Below are 20,866 nucleotides of genomic sequence, written 5' to 3' on the forward strand. Positions count from 1 at the left end.
CATGGCTGTTAAAGGCGATGACAACGTTATCTATGCCAATTTTGGTACCCGCAAGCGGGTAAGCACCCCGGCTGAGGTCAATCACGTCGACCGCAGCGGGCGCATCCTGTCCACGACGGCCTCGCGTATCGCGGCCTTTACCTCCCACGGTGCGGATCGCGGCCGGATTACCCGCGGCCGCCAGTATGCCGAGGGCGGCCACGTCGTGGGACTGGAGGTGCGCAACGGCGCCATCCACGGCCGCGTGGCCGGCTCCCAGAATGAGCCCTTCGCGGTGCTCATCCAGTTGCCCTACCGCAATAATGACGATATTGCCCAGCTGGCCACCGAATTCGCCCGCACCCCCAACTCCATTGCCAATGCACGCAAAGGCCTGCTTGCCGACGCCGCCCTAGACACCCTTTTCGCCCCCGAGGCCGAAGACCTGCGCCTGACCTGTGACTGCCCGGACGGCGAGTACGTGTGCAAGCACATCGTGGCGGTGGGCGATAAGCTCGCCACCCGGGCGGATGCGGACCCGGCTGTCATTTTTAATATGCGTGGCTTGGACTTTGCCCGCCTGGAGCGCATGGTCCTCGAACAGGCTAAGACAGTCAGCCGCGAAAGCTTTACCCCAAGCGGGCTGTCCGAGGAAGAAAAGAATGAGATCTTCTGGAACGGCCGCGAGCTGCCCAAACTGCCGCAGCCCAAGGTCGCCCCGGCCATCGATGACTCCGATCCGGACCTCTTGCGCAAGGCCATGCGTTCGGTTTCTCATACCAACCTGGATCTCTTGCGCGCGGTATCCGATATTGAAGACCTCTACTACCACCTCACGCACTAATGACTGCTACCACGTTTATCCATACCTCCGATTTTCAGCTGGGCATGACCCGCTGGTTCTTGAAGGGCGAGGCCCAGGGCCGATTTAATGATGACCGCGAGGCCGCGATCATGCGGCTGGGCGAGCTGGCCGAGGACACCGGGGCGGATTTCATCGTCGTAGCCGGCGATGTCTTTGAGCACAATTCCCTCTCCCGCGAAATCCTCGCCCGCGCCACGGAAATGTTTAAGCGCCTACCTGTACCGGTCTACGTCCTGCCCGGCAATCATGACCCGCTGGTGGCGGACTCGGTCTTTTATAAGACCAGCGCCGATAATGTTCACGTTATTGCGGACTCCCAGCCGATTGAGGTGGCCCCCGGCGTGGAGCTGGTTGGCGCGCCTTATCTGTCCAAGCGCGCGAACCACGACTTAGTCCGCCACGCTCTCGAGCCGCTGGAGCCGGCCGAGGGCATTCGCATCGCCGTTGGTCACGGGCAGGTGGATTCCCGCTCTGGCGAGGATGACGCCGATACCATCGATCTAGCCTTCGTTGAAGACTGCCTGGACCGCGGGGTGATTGACTACCTTGCGCTCGGCGATACTCACTCCACTGCCAGCCTCGGCACCACCGGCCGGGTGTGGTTCTCCGGCAGCCCGGAGACCACGGATTTTAAGGAAACGAGCACCGGCGGCGGCGAGTCAGATTCTGGCAATGCGCTGGTGGTGCGTGTGGGGGATCGCGTGGGGGATGAGGTGGACGTCGAGAAGCGCCGCATCGGACGCTGGACTTTTGAGGCAGTCGATGCCGCCGTGGATTCCGCCGAAGACGTGGACCTGTTCTTGGCACGCTTGGACGAGTACCCGGATAAGGTGCGCGCGGCCGTGAAATATAGCCTGCGCGGCACGCTCGGCGTCGAGGCCCACGCCCGCCTTCAGCGCCGCCTAGATGAGTACGAGGCTTTATTTGCCTCCCTTCGCCCCCGCGAGCGCACCATGGATCTCTACCTCGAGCCCAGCGAGGAAGAACTAGCTAGCCTTGATATTTCCGGCTACGCGGCCGAGGCCCTGCAGGAGCTTCTGGATAACCGCGAGGATCCCGTCGCCCGCGACGCTGCCAACCTGCTATTCCGCCTGGAGGGACAGTCCTAATGCGCATCCACCGCCTAGAACTTAATAACGTCCGGGGCATCGAGCACTTGGTCCTCGATGATCTGCCCGAGTCCGGCGTCGTGGTCATCCACGGCGAAAACGAGGCCGGCAAATCCACCATCGTGGAGGCGCTCGACGTGGTGCTCACCGAAAAGCACAGCGGCCGGTCCAAACGCATTCGCGCCCTGCAACCGGTGGGCAAAGACGTGGCCCCGGAAATCACGGCTGAACTTAGCGTAGGCGACTACCGCTTTCGCATTGCCAAGCGCTGGCTTTCCAAGAAATCCTGCGAGCTGCACATTTCTTCCCCGCGGCCGGCGCAATTTACCGGCAGTCAGGCCGATGATGAGTTGGAGCGTATCCTCTCGGAACACTTGGACCGCTCGCTTGTCGACGCCCTCTTTATGCGCCAAGACGACACCGGCGAGGCCATCTCGGCCGTCGGCATACCCAGCCTCACCCGCGCCTTGGAGCGCGAATCTGGCCTGGCCGAGGAAGAGGTCTCCGGCGATGATTCCGCGCTCCTTGCCCGCGTGGACAAGGAATACCAGCGCTACTTCACCGCCGCGAAGGGCAACCCAGCCGGCGAATACAAGGAATCCGCCGCAGCCCTTGCACACGCCGAAGAAGAACACGCCGAGGCCACCCGCGTGCTGCGGGAGCTGGACTCCGTGGTTGAGCGTTACGAGCAACTCCAGCGCGACCAATCCGCCGCCGAAGCCGAGCTTCCCGCCGCCCGAGCCGATCTCAGCGAAAAGCAGACCCAGGCGGAGGAAGCCGCAACCGCGCAGGCCACGCTGGATTCCCACAAAGCCACGCTTGAGCGCGCCATCGAGGACCTCGCCCGCGCCCAAGCAGCGGTTACCGAGCGCGCCGGGCTCGTCGCCACAGCCGATGAATCTGCCACGGCTGCCAAGGACGCCGAGCAGAAGCTCACCAGCGCGCAAGAAAAAGCTCAAAAAGAAGCCGCGGAAAAGAAGTCACTGGACAAGCGCCTGGCAGAGGCAAAAGAGGACTATGCCGCGGCCCGCAGCACTCTCAAACAGGCTCGCCGCCTGCAAGATAGGCAGAGTTTTGAACAGTTAAGCGCCCGGTTGGAATCGCTCGACGCCCTCGCCGCCGAGGTAGACCAGGCCCGTGCAGCCATTGCCCAGCGCGGACGCGAGATCACCGCGGCCGATATCAGCAGCCTGCATAAGGCGGACTCGGCGCTGTCTGTGGCCACGCGCCTGCACGAGGCTGCGGCCACCAAGGTGCACTTTTCGGGTCCGGATGGTTCTAGGATCCGTGTTGATGGGGAGGACGTCGAGATAGGCGAGGACACCGCCATCGAGCTTGTCGACGCCCGAGTTATCACCATCGGAAAAATTACCGCTCGCTTCTCCGCTGGGGCCTACTCAGCCGAAGACACCCTGCGCGATGTGGAACAGGCTCGCATACGACTGCAGGACCTGCTCGATACCCTTGGCGTGGATTCTGTCGAAGCGGCCGAAAAGACCCATGAGGAGCACCGCGCGCTCAACGACACTCTGGATGCCGCCACCCGGGCTCTTGCCGTGGAACTGGGGCCGGATGATTTAGGTGACCTCCGCGCCCAGCATTCCGCTTTGTCCGAGAAGGTGGCGGACCTTGAAGATGCGGGTGAGGTCGATCTCGCTGCCGCCGAAGCCGCGGAAGAAGCAGCCAGCGAAAAAGTCAATGCGCTCGACCGCAAGCTTGTGCCGTATCGCGAAAGCCGTCTTGCCCACGAGGTAGTGCGCTTAAACGCCGAGCTGACCGCCGCCCGCGAGAATGCACAGCGCGTGACCAGGGAGCTCTCCTCCGCGCGAGAGCATGCCGCCGACGAGGCGCTCCATGCCGAGGTCACCCGTTTGGAGACCGTCGTGGCGGAGCTGCGCGGGCAGCTGGAGCAGATGGAAGCGGTTGATCTTGATACCGCCAATTCGCTGGTAGAAGGCGCGAAGTCCCACCTGGAATACCTCACTGGACGCATCCAGCGTTGTGAGGTGGACCTTGGCAGGCTGTCGAGCGAAATCAACTTCCACTCTGGTGCCGCCGAGCGCGCCCAGCAGGCCACCGCAGCGGTAGAGATGGCTCGCGCGGTGTACGAGAGCGTAGACAAGCGCGCGCAAGCAGCTCGCTATCTGCGCGAACTTTTACTCAAGCACCGCGATGCCGCCCGCCAGCGTTACGCCGCGCCCTTCGTGGACGCACTCTCACAGCTGGCTCGCACCGTTTATGGTGGCGATATCACCTTCGAACTCGATGAAGATCTCCGCGTGACCGCCCGTACCCAGGATAAAGAGACGGTGAACCTGGCCAGCTTGTCCGGCGGTGCTCGCGAGCAGTTGGCCATCCTCACCCGCTTTGCCATTGCGCAATTGGTAGGGGCGGAGTCGGTGCCGGTCATCGTGGACGATGCGCTGGGTTCTACCGACGCGCACCGCCTGCAACTCATGGCTACGCTCTTTTCCCACGTGGGACGGGATAACCAGGTATTGGTCTTTACCTGCATGCCGGAGCGCTATTCTCGCGTGCCGGGGCGCAGCGAGCGCGCCATTGCTTCCCTCAAAGGGGTAATCTAGTGCCATGCCTTCTCAAACTCGCTGGTTAGACGACGAGGAGCAGGAACTATGGCGCCTGCTCCTTGGCGCTGTGCGCAAGATTAATAGGGGAATGGATGAAACGCTCAAGGCCGGCGGCGAGGTATCTGCCTCCGAGTTTGCTGTCCTCGTTGCCTTGTCTGAGGCACCGGAGCAGCACCTGCGCCTGCACGAGTTGTGCACGCAGCTAGAGTGGGATCGCTCCCGCGCCTCCCACCAAGTAACCCGCATGGAAAAGCGCGGCCTGCTTTATAAAGAACCAGACGCGGTAGATGCCCGTGGGATCAATGTGTGCGTTACTCACGTGGGCATAGAACACTTGCGGCGCGCCGCCCCCGAACATGTGGAATCAGTCCGCCGCATGGTTTTTGACCACCTGCAGCCCGAGGACGTGCCTGCGCTGCGGCGCTTTTTTAACGGCGTTTTGCAGGCCAAAAACCTCCCAGGCTATGAGGGATACGTGCCAGATTCGCTACTACACGGAAGGGATTAAGCTCCATGATGGGACAAGAGCTCTTTGAGCACCCAAAGAAACAATATAAGACCTACGGAATCACCGCGTTGGAGGAGCTTAGTCCACGCATCGGTGACCCCGAAGCGCACCTGGATGATGCCGCCAGCGAGGAACAAGTCTCCGCTATGGAAGAGGCCCTAGAGGCCTACCCAGACTCCGTGTTGACCTATGACCAAGACACCGAGCTATGGATTGTCGGCGCGGAAGAGGACATCGAGCGCATGCTCGCGGACCGCGAGTCTTTCGTAGAGGCACTGCTCAATAACGAGGACCCCGGAATCTAAGGGCGAAATTTCGGCGTCAATCAAAAGTGCGAGGAATGCGGCCTTATAAGCACTTAACTGTTAAGATATCCGTAGTTAATCCTCGGTGGATCGAAAGGTTTTATCATTATGAACGAGCGTGAGGCTCAGGAACAGCGCGAAGCAGCAGCTCGCGATAAGGGCAAGGGCTGGGTTCCCGTATTCCTTCAGTGGATTCCTTCCATGCTGCTAGCCGTAGTGATGCTGGCAGCCATGTTCTTCGGTATGTACTACATCGAGCACGGCACCTTGGACATCACCCAGCCGATCACCAACGAGTTCATTACTCAGTAGCTTCGGCTCATAGAAGAATCCGGCTCCCCCTTGCACACGGCAGGGGAGCCGGATTATTTTTATTTGCCCACCGCCTGGCGCCAGGTCATCTTGCGTCCATTATTCAAAATGGCGCGGCGGTAGATGCGACCGACTAGCACGATAATCAGTGCGGTCACCACAGCCATGAGCACGTAGCTAGCCAGCAAGCCTAGCCAGCTGAGGTTTCCTCCGGCCACCTGCATCGGAGCGACCAGCATGGAAACCGGCGGCAACCAGGTCATGACCTGCATCCACGTGGCATCCAGATGCATCCAGCCGAACATTGGTACATACATGGTGGCAAAGACAAGGAATAAAATAGGTGCCTGCGTGGACTGGAGATCCTCGGTGCGCTGCACCATGGAGCCGGCTGCAGCGTAAAGGCTGCCAAAGAAAAGCAGGCCTAGAATCTCGCCCACAAGGAGGACGGCTACCAAGCCATAATCTAGCTCGAAATCACTAGCCAGGCCGGATGCAGTAAGCGAGATTGCGCCACCGCCCAGAATGAGGAGGGTAGCCAAGAAACCGATGATGGTATTGCCCAAAATCTTGCCGGCCAGGAAGTCTACTGGGCGCACGGAGGACAAGATAATTTCCACCACGCGGGAGGACTTTTCCTCCGTGACGCGGCCGCCAATCAGGCCAGCGAAAGTCATGATGGAAAAGACCACCGCCATTGCGCCAATGAGGACCGTGGCCACGCCGGCCATCTTTTGTTCAGTGCCATCCTCTTCTTCTAGGTTCACCTGATTTACAGCGGTAGAAGGGGTAGCCTTTTCTAGCTCTTGCGGGTCAATATTGAGCTTATCCAGCGCCGTTGCTTGTGCTTGAGAAGAAACGATTTGGTTGACGGTGGTCGTTACCGTGGCAGGCGTATCACCCTTGCTCAAAAGATCCCAGCCGTCGTTTTCTGCCGGAACGAGCGCGGCATCGGCCTCGTCATTTTCTACCAATTGCTGGGCTTCCGCGCGGTCTTTCGCCGCGGTGGCATCGATGCCGGAATCTTTGAAGGCAGTTGCTTCCATCCCCACGACGGCTACGGAATCAGGTTCATCATCGCCGCTGAAGAAGCTGATAGCAATCGGGGCGATAATGGCGCCGAGAATGAGCAGCAGCATTGTGCCCACTACCATCTTCGACTTCAGTGCGACTGCCATTTCGCGCTTGGCTACAACTCCGATGGTCTTCATTGCGGAATACTGCATGGCTTAGGCCTCCTCATTCTGGTTGCTGGTGACGACGTCCTGGAAAAGCTCGGTCAGGTCTGGGATCTTGCGGCCGAAGGAGTGGACTGGGCCAGCGGCTAGGGCAGCCTGCAGGATCGTCTGGTCATCAACGCTGGGATCTGCTTGGACTACCACGGCGTCGGGAGTTTCGGCCACCAGCTCCGTGCCCTCCGGGTACCAGCCGCGTGCTGGGGTAGCGACCTCAAAGCGCGGCGGGCCCTGGCTGCGCAGCTTATCGACGCCCCCTTCGGCCACCATGTGCCCCTTCGTCACAATGCCCACGCGGTCACATAAGCGCTGCACCAAGTCCAACTGGTGCGAAGAAAATATAACCGGTACGCCGCGGGCGGCGCGTTCACGCAGCATGTCAGACATCACGTTGACCGCTACCGGGTCGAGTCCAGAGAAAGGCTCATCCAAAATCAGCATGTCCGGATCGTGGATGAGGGAGGCGGCCAGCTGCACTCGCTGCTGGTTGCCTAGGGAGAGATCATCGAGCTTATCGTCCATGCGCTCACCGAGCCCCAGCTGTTCTAGGAGTTCAGTGCCGGCCCGCTTAGCAGCCGACTTATCCATGCCATGCAGCGTGCCGAGGAAGACCAGCTGGCTCAGCAGGGGCTCTTTGCCGTAGAGTCCGCGCTCTTCTGGCATATAGCCAATGCGGCGGCGATTATCGTCATTAATTGGGGCGTTATCAAAGTAGACTTCGCCGGAGTCTTTAGACAGCACGCCAAGCGCGATACGCATGGTGGTGGACTTTCCGGCGCCGTTGGAGCCGACAAACCCGAAGATTTCGCCCTCGCCAACGTAAAGGTCATATCCCGCAGGGCTTGCGTCTCCCCGAAGGACTTATTGAGGTGGTCAATGGTCAAGGTGGGCATATTAGTGCTCCGTGTTCTGGTTGAAGGTTAGTGCGTAGCCGACGGCGGGCAGGGTGGTAGAGATGAAGAAGCTAAAAAGCAGAAAATAGCCGGCCCCAAGTAAGTATTTGGTACCAATAGTGCCGGTAATCCCTCCTCCGAGGAACCAATTTCCCACGAGGAGCGTGGCGAAACCGCCGACAAATAGCAGGGAAGTAGACAGCTTGAAGGCCCTGCGGCGCCACTCATCCAGGACCTGGGCTTCATATTCATCGAGAAAAGACAGCGGCTTGCTGTCCTTGGAATCGATGGTTATGCGCAGAATGGTCCACGGGACGCACGAGAGGACCATTGCTACAGACATGGCCAAGAGAGACCAGTAGGAGGAAAACGCTAGTGCGCAGATGAGGGAAATCGCGGAAATGGCTACGCACAGATACATAGACGCGATTAATCCACGGGTGGGGCCTGGTCGGCGGAACCGCTCGGCACGGATCTTTGTAGAAACAGGGTTGTCGTTTGCTGTCATGCACCCAAGTGTTGCATAAACCCAACACTCTGGCAAGAGATTCTGCAGATTTTCTCTGGGTTGACCCTGACGTAGCGTAAGGCGCGACAATAAAATCATGGACGACATCGATGAAGTTCTCTATACCGTTGGCGAGGTAGCAGCGCTCTTCCGTATTACGGTGCGCACGCTGCATCACTGGGAGGCGCAAGGTTTGCTGTCACCCACGTGGCGCAGCTGGTCCAACTACCGGCTATATACCGAGGAAGACTGTGCCCGAGTGCAGAAGATTCTCATCTACCGCGCCACTGGTATGAAATTGACCGATATTAAACAGCTGCTAGATGGCGCTGCCTCCGATATAGAACATTTGCAGAGGCAGAGGGAAAGCTTGCTTGCCCAGCGCGACAACCTCACTGAAATGCTGGCAGCGATTGACACCTTGATGGAGGATGCAATGAATAAACGAAAGCTCACTGTGGAAGAAATTGGACAAATTGTAGGTGATGGAAATTTCGCCGCATATCAGCAAGAGGCGGAAGAGGCCTATGGATCGAGCGAGGACTGGGCAATGTATCAGCAACGCACTGCCGACTGGTCGAAGCAGAACTGGAGCGAAGCTCAGGCGGCAGTTGCTGAGGTGGAAAAGGAGCTGGCCCAGGCTGTAGCCAGTGGAGTGGCACCGGACTCGGAGGAGGCCCAGGGGCTCGTCGAAAAGCACCGCGCAGCACTCAGCGCCTTCTTTCCTGTAACGCCGGCAAAGCACTTCTTAATCTCCCGCGGCTACGTTGCCGATGAGCGCTTCCGTGCGCACTATGAGGCGCAGCAGGAAGGGCTGGCCCAGTGGTTGGCGGACGCGATTGAGCATGCGGCTAAGGCACAAGGGGTGGATACCGCCAATCCGGAGTGGAAATAGCTAGCGGGCCGGAAGATAAATAAACCGCTGGCCACCGGAAAGTACTGGTGGCCAGCGGTAACCGTGTCCCCGACAGGGATCGAACCTGCGACCTTCGGTACCGGAAACCGATGCTCTAATCCGCTGAGCTACGGAGACATCGCTGGGAAAATTCCCAACGATGTGATTTTAGCGCATGGGGTAGTGGGGGACTAAATCAACCCGGGGGCGTCGGTGGTAGTGACTTCACCGGTGCGCAAGTAGTGCACGCCGATGTCATCGACAACCTTATTCCCAGAGGCAAAGTGCGCATGGCCGGGGCCATGGACGGTGACCACACGGGACTGCATCGGCTTGGAGAGGCTCGTGTGGTATTGGTACGGCGTTTGTGGGTCGCCGGTTGCTTGAATCTGGAGGGGCTTGGTGGCGAGCTTGGAGCCGTCGAGAGGCGCCTGGCCCGTGACCGGCGCACGTCCACCACAGCCTGCGCCGGAGCCGTAGAGAGAGTTGACTTGGGTGAAGGGATCAAAGCTGACGAAGTTGGACCACAGGTAGCTCGGGTACAGCAGCGGATTTCCGGGCACGGTGTTTTCATTGCAAACGATGAGGTTTTGCATATTTATTGCTTGCGCGAAGGACTCCTGTTGTTTCTGCACGGCGTCCGGATCGGCCTGCTCCGCATCGATAGGTTCGCTACCGTTGAGGTGCTTGGCAAAGGCATCCCATCGTGAAGGGGTCGGTACAACAAGGAGGCGCGTCATGTTCAGTAACGGGGAGGCTGCCTGCACGGCGTTGGGGTTGTGAATCTTCTGGCTGAGGAACTCCGCCTGCACGCGCAATGGGCCGGTGGCAGTCATGATGTTCGCACCAGGCTGACCGGCAAACTCGAGTCCTGGAGGTAGGTCACCAATCTTGGCGTTCGGTGGCAATACGGTAGGGCGTACACCTGCCTCACGAGCTACCTTTTGAGACCACTTTTCATAGACCTGCAGCGGGGTGGTGCCGAGGTGGTACTTGGCATCATTTTTGGCAATGAACCCGAAGAGATCGTGCAGTGCCTTTTCATAGCCGCGTTGTTGCGAAGCAAAGATGCCATTCCACGCCAGCTTGGGGCTCATTCCGGAATCCAACAAGACCTTGCCGGTGTGCTCCGGATATTTGGTGGCATAAGCGGAACCGAGGTAGGTGCCATAAGAAGTACCAGCGATGTCAATCTTGTCCTCGCCCAAGGCGCGGCGAACCATCTCCCAATCTTCCAAGGTATTGGCGGTGGTTAAAGAATTGGTATAGCCCGGGGTGTTCTTCTCGCAAGCATCGCGAGTGAGTTTTCCTATCTGCAGGCTATCTCGGAGTGGGTCACTAGCAGCCGAAGCATCGCACTTGACTGGAGTGGAGCCAGGCAGGCCACGCGGTTGCACACCAATGGTGTCCCACTCATCGCGTACGGCCTGTGGCCATGGAACGGCGGTATTGCCGGCCCATCCATAGGCATCGCCACTTGGGCCACCAGGGTTGGTAAACAACGCGCCACGGCGGGCGCCTGGGTTGGCGGCGGGAACGCGCACGAAGCCGACGCTAATGGTGCCGGCCTCTGGGTTGTCGTAGTACGTAGGAACCTCGATGCGTCCGCATTCGGCGTTGTCGATGTCTACCTGTTCAGGGCAGTCTTCCCAGGAAATGGTGGGCTTGGCTGCCTGTGGTGCAGGTGCAGGCGCGGCCGTGGCAATCGGTGCAGTGATGCCCATGGTCAGTGCGGCAGCACCAAGCGTGGCCGCCAGCTTCGAAGAAAAAGAAAGCATAGGTTAGGTCTCCAGAATAAGAATTATTGGTAGACCTAGCCTATGCTTTTTTGATGCTTTTGGCATCATATTCACAGTAGGTGGGTGCCCTCACCGGCCGGGGCGAGGGCTATGCACCTACTTGACGATGAGGACGATGAGATCGCGCGGGCCGTGTACGCCCTCGACACGAGTGAGCTCGATATCAGAGGTGGCGGAAGGGCCGGAAATCCAGGTTGCAGGCTTCTCTGGATCCATGCGGGAAATGACCTCGGGGATGCCGTAGACGATCTCATCTTGGTGGACGATGCACAGGTGGCGATCCGGAACCAGGGTGAGCGCGCGACGACCGCAACGTTCATCAGACTCGAGCACGATGGTGCCGGTCTGGGCGGAGGTGACGTGGGAATAAGTGACCACTGCGTCGGTCTCATTGAGGGTGCGCGGATCGACACTCTTATCGTCCGGCTTCGCGTCGAAGCCTTCGAATAGGCTGGCATCCATGCCCTCGGCATAGCGGATGTCGTTGCACTTGCGGTCCTTGAGGATCTTGGCGATGGCCTGCTTGAGCTCGCCTTCCTCGGTGACGTGTACCTCGGCCTTGTAGTCCTCGAGTCGGTCAATGAGCATATCGCGCAGTTCGTCCGCGTTCAGGGTGCCTTCGCGCTGGTAGTCGCGCGGGGCATCAACGTGGTCGGGAAGACCAGCCTGCTTTTGGGCGGAGCGGATGCGGCTTAGGATTTCCTGCTTTGCGTTCACTTTTTGGACTCCTCACGGGCCTCGGCAAGAAGTTCCTTGCCTTCTTCGGATTCAAACCACTGGCGGAAGGACTTCTTCGGCGGAACCGCGGTATCGCGGCCCTCAGACCAACCGGACATAAACAGTGGCAGGGATTCGATGGTCTTGTTGGTGCCACCCAAAATGCGGCCCAAGGCGACCATGTGTGTTGCCTTGTTCCACAGCTTCGGGTTGCTCCACAGCAGCTGGATGGTCTTGAAGAGCTTCGGCTCGATTGGTGGGGTGGCGTGGGTGACCTTCTGGTGACGGTTTTCCAAAATGACGTCAGAAAGCGGAATCTTAACCGGGCAAACCTCGTCGCAGCGGCCACACAGCGAGCAAGCATAAGGCAGGCTGGCGGAAGGATCGTTGTGGTCCTTCATGCCGGTGAGCTGCGGCGTCAGGGAAATACCAATTGGGCCAGGGTAGACCGAGCCGTAGGCGTGGCCGCCGGCGCGCTCGTAGACCGGGCAAACATTCAGGCAGGCCGAGCAACGGATGCACTTGAGGGCCTGGTGGCCAATCGGAGAAGACAGGGCCGCGGTACGGCCGTTATCCAGCAGCACCAAGTGGAAGTTCTGCGGGCCATCGCCTTCAGTAACGCCGGACCACATGGAGGTGTATGGGTTCATACGCTCCGCGGTGGAAGAACGCGGCAGCAGCTGGAGGAAGACTTCCAGGTCCTGGAAGGTAGGAACCAGCTTTTCAATGCCCATGACGGTAATGAGGGTCTCCGGCAGGGTCAGGCACATGCGGCCATTGCCCTCGGACTCCACGATGTTGATGGTGCCGGTTTCTGCTACGCCGAAGTTGGCGCCAGAGATGGCAACCTTGGCCTTCATGAACTGCTCGCGCAGGAACTGGCGGGATGCCTCTGCCAGCTCGGCCGGCTCTGCCTGCAGGGAGTCATCGGTGTTCGGCATCTTGTTGACGAAGATATCGCGAATCTCCGCGCGGTTGCGGTGGATAGCCGGAACCAGAATGTGGGATGGCTTATCTTCACCCAGCTGCACGATGAGCTCCGCGAGGTCGGTCTCGCGAGCGTTGATGCCGGCCGCCTCTAGGTGCTCGTTCATGCCGATTTCCTGCGTGGCCATGGACTTAACCTTGACCACATCGGTCTCGCCGGTGGCGCGAATCAGACCCTCGATGATCTGGTTAGCTTCCTTGGCATCGCGTGCCCAGTGGACAGTGCCACCGCGCGCCTTAACTGCCTCTTCGAACTGTTCGAGCAGTTCTGGCATGCGGGCGGCGACATCTTCCTTAATTGCGGAACCAGCGGCGCGCAGCTCCTGCCAATCATCCAGCTCTTCTACAGCGCCAGAGCGCTTCTCACGAATGGAGGTAGTGGCATGCTGCAGGTTGTGGCGCTGGGTGGCGTTGTTTAGGCCAACGTGTGCGAGGGGAACAAAGGCCTTGCTGCCGCGCAGGTTACCGTAGCCTTCCGGCGCACGCGGTGGGGTGGTATCGAGGAAAGAGGTCATTAGAGCATCGTCTCCTTGGAGTAGGCGGCGGAGGTAGGAGTCCATGGGTGCTCCTTGGTGGAAGCCAAGATCTCAGCCATGTGAACGGCGCGGACACCGGAACGCTGGCGGCTCAGGGCACCACCGATGTTCATCAGGCAGGAGGAGTCACCGCCGGTGACGAATTCTGCTTCGGTCTCCTTAACGTGGCGGGTCTTATCCGTGACCATCGCGCGGGATACTTCCGCATTCTTGATTGCGAAGGTACCGCCGAAGCCACAGCATTCTTCCTTATTAGGAAGGGTGACCAGGTCGATGCCCTCTACTTCTTGGAGCAGCTGCAGCGGGCGGTCGCCCAGTTTCAGGAAGCGCAAGCCGTGGCAGGAGGGGTGGTAGGTCACGCGGTGCGGGAAGAATGCGCCCACATTGGTCACGCCGGCAACGTCGACCAAGAATTCGGGTAGATCCAGGGTCTTTTGGGTGGTCTTGCGGGCGCCGTCGACGTCGGCGGAGTTGCCGAAACGGTCGGCGATGCGCTCGTGCTGTTCACGAACGGCGCCCACGCAGGAACCGGAGGCCGCAACTACGTAGTCAATAGAGGGATCTGCGAAGGCATCCGCATAAGAGCGGATCATGCCCAACGTTTCCTTTTGGTAGCCGGTATTGATGTGCATCTGGCCGCAGCAGGTCTGTTCTTCCGGGAAGACCACCTCGTGGCCCAAGCGGGAGAGAACCAGTGCCGTTGCCTTTTGTACGTCCGGGAAAAGGGCGTCACCAATGCAAGTGGAAAATAGCGCAATGCGCATACGGTGCTCCTCGTTGATTTTTGACATGGGGTAGCCACAACCTTACTCCCTTTAAGCAGTACGTGCGTAATGCGTCTCCTCGTTGACCAGCGATTATTTTGCAATATTAGTGTTGCAGAAAGTCTCTATCAGCCGTTTGTGCAGTAAAGGGGACTTTTAGGGCACGGCCCTTTTCACACTTGACTTTTCAGTCCACTAGAATCGTGCGACATGACACCAGCTGATTTGGCCACACTGATTAAAGAAACTGCCACCAAGGTCATGGAAAGCCATGACCTTGACTCCTCCGTCTTGCCCGAAACGGTAACCGTCGAACGCCCTCGCAATCCTGAACACGGCGATTATGCCACCAACGTGGCACTGCAGGTGGCCAAAAAGGCCGGAGCTAACCCGCGCGAGCTAGGAGGCTGGTTGGCAGAGTCCCTGGCGGAAAATGACGCCATTGCGGAGGCCGACATTGCCGGTCCTGGTTTCCTTAATATTCGCCTTGCTGCCGATGCCCAGGGGGAGATCGTCGCGCAGATTCTCCGCGCCGGCAAGGAGTATGGCTCTAATGATTCCTTTGCAGGCAAGAAGGTCAATCTAGAATTCGTCTCCGCTAACCCCACCGGTCCGATCCACCTCGGCGGTACTCGTTGGGCCGCAGTAGGAGATTCCTTGGGTCGCGTGCTGGAGGCATCCGGCGCGGAGGTTACCCGCGAGTATTACTTCAATGACCATGGCGGCCAGATTGACCGTTTCTCCCGCTCCCTCGTGGCGGCCGCGAAGGGTGAGCCAACTCCGGAGGATGGCTATGGCGGAGCCTATATCCAAGACATCGCTGCGGCCGTGGTAGAGAAGAATCCATCCGCCTTGGAGGGCAGCGATGAAGAAGTGCAGGAAGCCTTCCGTGCAGACGGTGTAGAGATGATGTTTGCGCAGATTAAGCAATCTCTGCATGAGTTTGGCGTGGACTTTGATGTCTACTTCCACGAGAACTCCCTCTTTGAGTCCGGTGCGGTCGACGCTGCGCTGGACAAGCTCAAGGCTGAAGGCAATATGTATGAGGCCGAGAATGCGTGGTGGCTCAAATCCACCGACTACGGCGATTCCAAGGACCGCGTGGTGGTTAAGTCCGATGGCAATGCAGCCTATATCGCAGGCGATATTGCCTATGTAGCTGATAAATTCGACCGCGGCCATGATTTGAATATCTACATGTTGGGTGCGGACCACCACGGCTATGTGCCGCGATTGAAGGCGGCGGCAGCCGCCCTGGGCTACGATGCCGATGCTGTCGAGGTACTGATTGGCCAGCTGGTCAACCTTTTGCGCGATGGCAAGCCAGTGCGCATGTCCAAGCGTGCGGGCACGGTTATCACCATGGAGGACCTCGTGGCCGCCATCGGCGTGGACGCCTCCCGTTACTCCCTGGTGCGTTCCTCTGTGGACCAGAGCATCGATATCGACCTCGGTCTGTGGGAATCCCAATCCTCCGATAACCCGGTCTATTACGTGCAGTACGGCCACGCCCGCCTGTGCTCTATCGGCCGCAAGGCAGCCGAGCTGGGCGTTGATGCCGAAGGTGCGGACCTTTCCCTGCTCACCCATGAACGCGAGGGAGATCTCATCCGTACGCTGGGTGAATTCCCGGCCGTAGTGGAAGAGGCAGCGCAGTTGCGCGAACCGCACCGCATTGCCCGCTACGCCGAGGACCTCGCTGCGGTATTCCACCGTTTCTATGACTCTTGCCAGGTCCTGCCCAAGGCCGGCGAGGAAAAGGCTCCTATCCATGGCGCCCGCCTGGCATTGGCGCAGGCAGCCCGCGTGGTCCTGGCTAATGCCTTGACCATGGTGGGCGTAAGCACCCCGGAGAAGATGTAAATGGCGGATTTTAATGAGTTGCCCGCCCATGTCTGGCCGCGCAATGCGCAGCGCGAGGAAGACGGCGTAGTTACCATCGCCGGCGTTCCGTTGCCGGACTTGGCGGAGGAATTCCACACCCCGCTCTACGTTTTCGATGAAGATGACTTCCGGTCCCGCTGCCAGGACATGGCGCGTGCCTTTGGCGGCCCGGAGCATGTGCACTATGCCTCCAAGGCATTCATTTCCAAGAAGATTGTCAATTGGGTCAATGAGGAAGGCCTGTGCTTGGATGCGGCCTCCCTTAACGAGCTCAAGATTGCACTGGCTGCAGAGTTCCCAGCCGGCCGCATTACTACGCATGGCAATAATAAGGACGAAGAGTATCTGCAGCTGTGTCTAGATGCCGGCGTGGGTCACGTCGTCATCGATAATGAGCACGAACTCGAAGAACTCAATCGCATCGCTGGGGAAGCGGGCAAGGTGCAGCCGGTCATGATCCGCGTCAAGCCGGGCGTGGATGCGCATACGCATGAATTCATCGCTACAGCGCATGAGGATCAAAAGTTCGGCATTTCGCTAGCCACCGGTGCGGCTTTCGCCGCAGCTAAGCGCTGCTTGGAAGCCGAGAACCTGCACTTGAGCGGCCTGCACTGCCATGTGGGCTCCCAGGTCTTTAATGCGGAGGGCTTCAAACTAGCTGCCGAGCGCGTCATGGGCCTGTACCGCCAGATTTACACCGAGCTGGGTGTAACTCTGGCAGAGCTTGATTTGGGCGGTGGCTTCGGCATTCCCTATATGCCTTATGAGGAGGCACTGGATATCGAGCGCGTGGCCAGCGATATGCTCGGTGCGGTCAAGCACACCGCAGAGGAGTTGGGCATCGATGCGCCCTTCCTCCTAGTCGAGCCTGGCCGTTCCTTGGTCGCCGGCTCTGCGGTGACCGTCTACCGAGTGGGTACCGTCAAGGATGTAGAAACCGGCAAGTCCGATCTGCCCCTGCGCCGCTATATCTCTGTCGATGGCGGAATGTCGGACAATATTCGCCCAGCGCTCTACGGTTCGGCGTATGACGTGCGCGTGGTCAACCGCTTTAGCGATGGGGAAGAGGTGCCCTCGCGTGTGGTGGGTTTCCACTGCGAATCCGGAGATATCCTCCTTGAGGATGGCGAGCTGCCCAATGATATCCAGCCGGGAGACTTGATTGCCTTTGCGGCTACGGGCGGTTACCAGTACATGATGTCCTCGCGCTATAACGGTGCGGTGCGCCCCGCGGTCGTCGCCACGCGCGTGGGACATACCAAGCCAATGCTGCGGCGCGAGACCATCGAGGATCTTCTCTCCCTCGAAGTGGACTAGCTGGCACGCGAGCCCCGCCACAAAACCTATTTTAATTCAGGCCTTGTGGCGGGGCTTTTTCTATCTATGGGTCTATTTAGGGCGAAAGTAGACAGCTTGTTCTGTATAGTGTCCTGTATCCGCACTGAGCGGGAACGACACGTTAACCCCAACTTCAATATGGAGACGGACTATGGCTGCATCGACTAGCGAGCTTCAGGCACAAAAGCATTCCGGCAAGGGCGAGGGTGAGACCGTTGGTATCGCGCTGCTGGGCTTTGGCACCGTTGGTGCTGAGGTCTTCCGCTTGCTGGGAGAGAATGCTGATGCCTTTGCTCACCGCATTGGCGGCCCAGCCGAGATTCGCGGCATCGCCATCCAGAATAAGAATAAGCTGCGCCCAGGGGTACCCCAGGAGCTATTGACCGATGATGCCAAGGCACTTGTCGCCCGCGACGATATCGACCTTGTAGTCGAGGTCATCGGCGGCATTGATTTTCCGCGCGAGCTGGTCCTCGCCGCGCTTAATTCCGGCAAATCCGTGGTTACCGCTAATAAGGCGCTGGTGGCCGCGCATGCGGATGAGTTGGCAGAAGCCGCCGACCGTGCCGGCGTGGACCTTTACTTTGAGGCTGCCGTGGCCGCCGCTATCCCGGTGGTGGGCATGTTGCGCCGCTCCTTGGCCGGCGATCAGGTAGAGCGCATCTCCGGCATTGTCAACGGCACCACCAACTTCATCTTGGATGCCATGGAGTCCACGGGTGCCTCTTATGATGAGGCACTGGCCGAGGCCACCCGCCTAGGCTACGCCGAGGCTGATCCCACCGCGGATGTTGAGGGCCACGACGCCGCCTCCAAGGCCGCCATTATGGCATCTTTGGGCTTTCACACCCGCGTGAAGTTTGAAGACGTGCACTGCGAGGGCATTACCAAGGTCACGGCCGCGGATATCGCGGCGGCTAATGACGCTGGTTATTCCATCAAGCTATTGGCCATCTGCGAGCGCCTCCAGCGAGAGGACGGCTCCGAAGCCGTCAACGCCCGCGTACACCCCACTTTGGTGCCCAAGGAGCACCCGCTGGCTTCTGTCAGCGAGTCCTATAACGCCATCTTCGTCGAGGCCGAGGCCGCAGGTTCCCTGATGTTCTACGGCAATGGCGCGGGTGGCAATCCTACGGCTTCTGCCGTGCTTGGCGACGTCGTCGGTGCAGCCCGCAATATCGTCCACGGCGGCCGCGCACCGGGTGAAAATACCTACGCCAATCTTCCTATCGCCGACTTTGGTGAGGTGGAAACCCGCTATCACATCGATATGGAGGTACAAGACCGCACCGGTGTGCTCGCGGCTATCTCTACGGCCTTTGCCAATAATGGCGTATCCCTGCGCACGGTACGCCAAGAGGACGGCGAAGATACTGCTCGCCTCATCGTGGTCACTCATGCTGCCAAGGAAGCCACCCTGGACAAGATCGTGGCTGACTTGGATGAGCTAGATGAGGTCAAGGCCGTCCATTCCGTAATCCGCCTCGGCAGCTAGCCCGACGCAATAGACTGAATAGCTATGAGTATCGAAGTTGAAGTCGGCACCAAAGCAATCGTGACCGTTCCCGCTTCTACGGCGAATCTTGGCCCCGGTTACGACACCTTGGGCATGGCGCTAAGCCTTTATGACACCGTCGAGGTAGAGGTCACCACCTCTGGGCTGGAGGTAGAGATTTTTGGTGAGGGCGCAGAAGACCTGCCGCGCGATGGCTCCCACCTAGTGGTTAAGGCGATTCGCTCCGCGCTTTCGACAGCCGATGCTACCGTGCCGGGCCTGCGGGTGGTTTCGCATAATAATATTCCGCAGTCGCGTGGCTTAGGCTCTTCCGCCTCTGCCGCTGTGGCGGGCGTGGCCGCTGGCAATGCACTGGCGGGAAGCCCCCTTACACAAGAGCAGGTGGTGCAGCTTTCTTCCGCTTTTGAGGGCCACCCCGATAATGCGGCCGCCTCCGTGCTGGGTGATGCCGTGGTGTCGTGGACCAATGTCCCCGTCGATGGTCACTCCTTGCCGGACTATCGCGCTGCTTCCATCAAGGTGCATAAAGATATTCGTGCCACCGCGCTCGTGCCGGATTTCCACGCGTCTACCCAGGCGGTGCGTCGCGTTTTGCCGTCGCACGTGACGCATTCGGATGCGGCGTTTAACGTCTCGCGCACCGCGGTGCAGGTGGCTGCATTGCAAAACTATCCGGACCTTTTGTGGGAAGGCACTCGCGATCGCCTGCACCAGCCGTACCGAGCGGATGTGCTTCCTGTGACCGCGGAGTGGGTCAACCGTCTGCGCAACCGAGGATACGCAGCCTACCTCTCCGGCGCCGGTCCGACCGTAATGGTGCTGCATACCGAGGACATCGATGAGAGCATTCTTGCCGACGCCCGCGAGCAAAGCCTCCGCGTCCTCGACCTCGCCATCGCCGGCCCAGTCAGCGTGGAGCTTACGCAGGCTTAATTTCCAGCCTGCATACGTTGTGCGGCTGGCGCGGTACCAGGTTAATGGTGGTGCCTTCATCGGTAGTTTCTTGCAGGAAGCCAGCGTGTACCGCGCAGAGGAATGGTGAAGGCTGGAGTCCCGAAGACACAAACGGGCAGGCACGGAGCTCCATGTCGGTAGAGTCTGGCTGCATGGCGGGGTCAAAGCCCATATCGCGCAGCGTGGAAAAGAGCGTATCGAGTGCGCGATCGGAGCCCTCCGCGCCTGCAGCGCGTGCCCAGCGGCGCCCGATCTCGATGGCCTTGGCTGACGCGGCGTCGTCAAGCTCTTCCTTGCCCGCCAGCATGGTGGTCAGCACTTCTACCAGGGTGATGTATTCCTCTGCCACGGTCTTATTGTCTGGGACGCGGACTTGGAAAATCAGGGAAGGGCGTCCCCGGCCCTTACTCGGCGCGGATAGCACGTTTATAGCTCCGGCGTTGACCAGCTCATCGATGTGGCCACGGGCGGTGTTGACGTGCATGCCAAGCTCCTCGGCCACGGTGCCAGCTTTGGCGCCATTGGGGTGGCGTTGTAAGGCTGCGAGTACCTCGCGTTGCTTTGGCGAGAGATTGAGGGCCTCGGGGAAGAGTTCGGTGGTGGGCCGGGGTAGTGAGTCAGGCATGGTAGGAAATCCGCCTTGGGGTCTGCATAACAGAGATTTTATTTGGGGTGGACAAAAACGTTTGCTGTAGATATTGCCAAGGATACGGTGCTACCCACCGCAAAACCTAAAGCAGACTCGCGGTCTACCGGTACGGTGGCCTCGTAACCGCCCAGATCCACGCGCAGCTGAGCGGCTGCGAGGCTGGTGGCCTCGACCGCTAGGACTCGCACAGCCCACTGGTTGCAGGCTTCCGGCACGGCACCGATGGTGACCGCATGCGGATCGAATGTCACCGCCACCTCCTGCCCGGGCTGAACAGGCGCGTATTCCGTCGTTGCCAAAATAGTAATCTCCCCGCAGGCGACCTCCACAGTGGAGGCATCTGTGGCGGTCACCGTTCCTTCAATGCGGTTAAGCCCCGCGAGTGCCGCAACGAAGCCAGTCGGCGGGGCATCAAGGAGCCGCGCGGTAGCGCCGTGCGCTCGCACCTGTCCGGCTTCCATGACCAGCATGTCTTGCGCCAGGTTCGCAATGTCGAGCGCGTTATGGGTAACGAGCAGGGTGGTC

Annotated in this window: 19 protein-coding genes, 1 tRNA gene and 1 pseudogene; 11 read left to right on the forward strand and 10 right to left on the reverse strand. The window is 59.6% G+C overall.

The genetic code is table 11. The features are described 5' to 3' along the window. Position 1 precedes the first annotated feature (1 nt). From WMQ00_RS08485 to WMQ00_RS08510, 6 genes are all read left to right on the forward strand, one after another. Positions 2-823, forward strand: a complete 822-nt coding sequence (locus tag WMQ00_RS08485) for an SWIM zinc finger family protein (RefSeq protein WP_023021792.1) — start codon at positions 2-4, stop codon at positions 821-823. Next, positions 823-1,953, forward strand: coding sequence for a metallophosphoesterase family protein (locus WMQ00_RS08490; protein WP_284835737.1), 1,131 nt, complete (start codon positions 823-825; stop codon positions 1,951-1,953). The genes WMQ00_RS08485 and WMQ00_RS08490 overlap by 1 nt, the downstream gene beginning before the upstream one ends. Further along, a complete protein-coding gene (locus tag WMQ00_RS08495) occupies positions 1,953-4,538 on the forward strand; it encodes an AAA family ATPase (protein ID WP_340440884.1) in 2,586 nt (861 codons plus the stop codon). Before WMQ00_RS08490 ends, WMQ00_RS08495 begins: the two co-directional genes overlap by 1 nt. A gap of 4 nt (positions 4,539-4,542) precedes the next feature. After that, complete coding sequence (locus WMQ00_RS08500) at positions 4,543-5,049, forward strand: MarR family winged helix-turn-helix transcriptional regulator (RefSeq protein ID WP_023021789.1); 507 nt, start codon at positions 4,543-4,545, stop codon at positions 5,047-5,049. Positions 5,050-5,054: 5 nt separating this feature from the next. Further along, positions 5,055-5,354, forward strand: coding sequence for a hypothetical protein (locus tag WMQ00_RS08505; RefSeq protein WP_023021788.1), 300 nt, complete (start codon positions 5,055-5,057; stop codon positions 5,352-5,354). Between the two features lie 108 nt (positions 5,355-5,462). Continuing rightward, complete coding sequence (locus WMQ00_RS08510; RefSeq protein WP_023021787.1) at positions 5,463-5,666, forward strand: hypothetical protein; 204 nt, start codon at positions 5,463-5,465, stop codon at positions 5,664-5,666. Between the two features lie 59 nt (positions 5,667-5,725). Here the strand turns inward: WMQ00_RS08510 and WMQ00_RS08515 are convergent, their stop codons facing one another. From WMQ00_RS08515 to WMQ00_RS08525, 3 genes and pseudogenes are all read right to left on the reverse strand, one after another. Continuing rightward, positions 5,726-6,892 carry an ABC transporter permease gene (locus WMQ00_RS08515; protein WP_023021786.1) on the reverse strand — a complete coding sequence of 389 codons (1,167 nt, stop codon included), beginning with the start codon at positions 6,890-6,892 and terminating at the stop codon, positions 5,726-5,728. A gap of 3 nt (positions 6,893-6,895) precedes the next feature. Next, positions 6,896-7,794 (reverse strand): annotated as a pseudogene (locus tag WMQ00_RS08520) (ABC transporter ATP-binding protein). Between the two features lies 1 nt (position 7,795). Further along, positions 7,796-8,302: a hypothetical protein gene (locus WMQ00_RS08525; protein WP_340440885.1), complete on the reverse strand. Its 507-nt coding sequence runs from the start codon at positions 8,300-8,302 to the stop codon at positions 7,796-7,798. Positions 8,303-8,399: 97 nt separating this feature from the next. On the opposite strand from WMQ00_RS08525, the gene WMQ00_RS08530 reads away from it, so the two are divergent. After that, positions 8,400-9,197, forward strand: a complete 798-nt coding sequence (locus WMQ00_RS08530) for a MerR family transcriptional regulator (RefSeq protein WP_023021782.1) — start codon at positions 8,400-8,402, stop codon at positions 9,195-9,197. Positions 9,198-9,261: 64 nt separating this feature from the next. On the opposite strand, the gene WMQ00_RS08535 is transcribed toward WMQ00_RS08530, so the two are convergent. From WMQ00_RS08535 to WMQ00_RS08555, 5 genes are all read right to left on the reverse strand, one after another. Then, positions 9,262-9,335, reverse strand: a tRNA-Arg gene (locus WMQ00_RS08535). Positions 9,336-9,388: 53 nt separating this feature from the next. Next, positions 9,389-10,975, reverse strand: a complete 1,587-nt coding sequence (locus tag WMQ00_RS08540) for an alpha/beta fold hydrolase (protein ID WP_023021781.1) — start codon at positions 10,973-10,975, stop codon at positions 9,389-9,391. Positions 10,976-11,092: 117 nt separating this feature from the next. Beyond that, positions 11,093-11,713 (reverse strand): LutC/YkgG family protein, encoded by a 621-nt coding sequence (locus WMQ00_RS08545; RefSeq protein WP_023021780.1) that lies wholly within the window; start codon positions 11,711-11,713, stop codon positions 11,093-11,095. Then, complete coding sequence (locus WMQ00_RS08550) at positions 11,710-13,215, reverse strand: lactate utilization protein B (protein WP_049361405.1); 1,506 nt, start codon at positions 13,213-13,215, stop codon at positions 11,710-11,712. Before WMQ00_RS08550 ends, WMQ00_RS08545 begins: the two co-directional genes overlap by 4 nt. After that, on the reverse strand, positions 13,215-14,000 hold the full coding sequence (locus tag WMQ00_RS08555; protein ID WP_049361528.1) for a (Fe-S)-binding protein: 786 nt from the start codon (positions 13,998-14,000) through the stop codon (positions 13,215-13,217). Before WMQ00_RS08555 ends, WMQ00_RS08550 begins: the two co-directional genes overlap by 1 nt. A 210-nt stretch (positions 14,001-14,210) precedes the next feature. Between WMQ00_RS08555 and argS the strand changes: the two genes are divergently transcribed. The 4 genes from argS (at position 14,211) to thrB (ending at position 19,671) form a co-directional block, all read left to right on the forward strand. Continuing rightward, a complete protein-coding gene (argS, locus tag WMQ00_RS08560; RefSeq protein WP_023021777.1) occupies positions 14,211-15,863 on the forward strand; it encodes an arginine--tRNA ligase in 1,653 nt (550 codons plus the stop codon). After that, a complete protein-coding gene (gene lysA, locus WMQ00_RS08565) occupies positions 15,864-17,201 on the forward strand; it encodes a diaminopimelate decarboxylase (protein WP_340440886.1) in 1,338 nt (445 codons plus the stop codon). 172 nt (positions 17,202-17,373) lie between these two features. Continuing rightward, positions 17,374-18,717, forward strand: a complete 1,344-nt coding sequence (locus WMQ00_RS08570) for a homoserine dehydrogenase (RefSeq protein ID WP_200287709.1) — start codon at positions 17,374-17,376, stop codon at positions 18,715-18,717. A 24-nt stretch (positions 18,718-18,741) separates the two neighbouring features. Next, positions 18,742-19,671: a homoserine kinase gene (gene thrB / locus WMQ00_RS08575; protein ID WP_200287707.1), complete on the forward strand. Its 930-nt coding sequence runs from the start codon at positions 18,742-18,744 to the stop codon at positions 19,669-19,671. On the opposite strand, the gene WMQ00_RS08580 is transcribed toward thrB, so the two are convergent. Together WMQ00_RS08580 and WMQ00_RS12015 are read right to left on the reverse strand one after the other, a co-directional pair. Continuing rightward, on the reverse strand, positions 19,658-20,317 hold the full coding sequence (locus WMQ00_RS08580; protein ID WP_200287705.1) for a helix-turn-helix transcriptional regulator: 660 nt from the start codon (positions 20,315-20,317) through the stop codon (positions 19,658-19,660). The genes thrB and WMQ00_RS08580 overlap by 14 nt on opposite strands. Positions 20,318-20,355: 38 nt before the next feature. Next, complete coding sequence (locus tag WMQ00_RS12015; RefSeq protein WP_369707473.1) at positions 20,356-20,811, reverse strand: TOBE domain-containing protein; 456 nt, start codon at positions 20,809-20,811, stop codon at positions 20,356-20,358. Between the last annotated feature and the right edge of the window lie 55 nt (positions 20,812-20,866).

Source organism: Corynebacterium sp. KPL2825, from assembly GCF_037908445.1.
Taxonomy (GTDB): domain Bacteria; phylum Actinomycetota; class Actinomycetes; order Mycobacteriales; family Mycobacteriaceae; genus Corynebacterium; species Corynebacterium kefirresidentii.

Excerpts from the sequence above, each read along its gene's own strand:
- WMQ00_RS08515 (WP_023021786.1), bottom strand. The coding sequence starts at position 6,892 with ATGCAGTATTCCGCAATGAAGACCATCGGAGTTGTAGCCAAGCGCGAA.
- WMQ00_RS08510 (WP_023021787.1), top strand. The coding sequence starts at position 5,463 with ATGAACGAGCGTGAGGCTCAGGAACAGCGCGAAGCAGCAGCTCGCGAT.
- WMQ00_RS12015 (WP_369707473.1), bottom strand. The coding sequence starts at position 20,811 with ATGCTGGTCATGGAAGCCGGACAGGTGCGAGCGCACGGCGCTACCGCG.
- WMQ00_RS08505 (WP_023021788.1), top strand. The coding sequence starts at position 5,055 with ATGATGGGACAAGAGCTCTTTGAGCACCCAAAGAAACAATATAAGACC.
- argS (WP_023021777.1), top strand. The coding sequence starts at position 14,211 with ATGACACCAGCTGATTTGGCCACACTGATTAAAGAAACTGCCACCAAG.
- WMQ00_RS08525 (WP_340440885.1), bottom strand. The coding sequence starts at position 8,302 with ATGACAGCAAACGACAACCCTGTTTCTACAAAGATCCGTGCCGAGCGG.
- thrB (WP_200287707.1), top strand. The coding sequence starts at position 18,742 with ATGAGTATCGAAGTTGAAGTCGGCACCAAAGCAATCGTGACCGTTCCC.
- WMQ00_RS08540 (WP_023021781.1), bottom strand. The coding sequence starts at position 10,975 with ATGCTTTCTTTTTCTTCGAAGCTGGCGGCCACGCTTGGTGCTGCCGCA.
- WMQ00_RS08500 (WP_023021789.1), top strand. The coding sequence starts at position 4,543 with ATGCCTTCTCAAACTCGCTGGTTAGACGACGAGGAGCAGGAACTATGG.
- WMQ00_RS08530 (WP_023021782.1), top strand. The coding sequence starts at position 8,400 with ATGGACGACATCGATGAAGTTCTCTATACCGTTGGCGAGGTAGCAGCG.
- WMQ00_RS08580 (WP_200287705.1), bottom strand. The coding sequence starts at position 20,317 with ATGCCTGACTCACTACCCCGGCCCACCACCGAACTCTTCCCCGAGGCC.
- WMQ00_RS08485 (WP_023021792.1), top strand. The coding sequence starts at position 2 with ATGGCTGTTAAAGGCGATGACAACGTTATCTATGCCAATTTTGGTACC.
- WMQ00_RS08490 (WP_284835737.1), top strand. The coding sequence starts at position 823 with ATGACTGCTACCACGTTTATCCATACCTCCGATTTTCAGCTGGGCATG.
- WMQ00_RS08555 (WP_049361528.1), bottom strand. The coding sequence starts at position 14,000 with ATGCGCATTGCGCTATTTTCCACTTGCATTGGTGACGCCCTTTTCCCG.
- WMQ00_RS08570 (WP_200287709.1), top strand. The coding sequence starts at position 17,374 with ATGGCTGCATCGACTAGCGAGCTTCAGGCACAAAAGCATTCCGGCAAG.
- WMQ00_RS08495 (WP_340440884.1), top strand. The coding sequence starts at position 1,953 with ATGCGCATCCACCGCCTAGAACTTAATAACGTCCGGGGCATCGAGCAC.
- lysA (WP_340440886.1), top strand. The coding sequence starts at position 15,864 with ATGGCGGATTTTAATGAGTTGCCCGCCCATGTCTGGCCGCGCAATGCG.
- WMQ00_RS08550 (WP_049361405.1), bottom strand. The coding sequence starts at position 13,215 with ATGACCTCTTTCCTCGATACCACCCCACCGCGTGCGCCGGAAGGCTAC.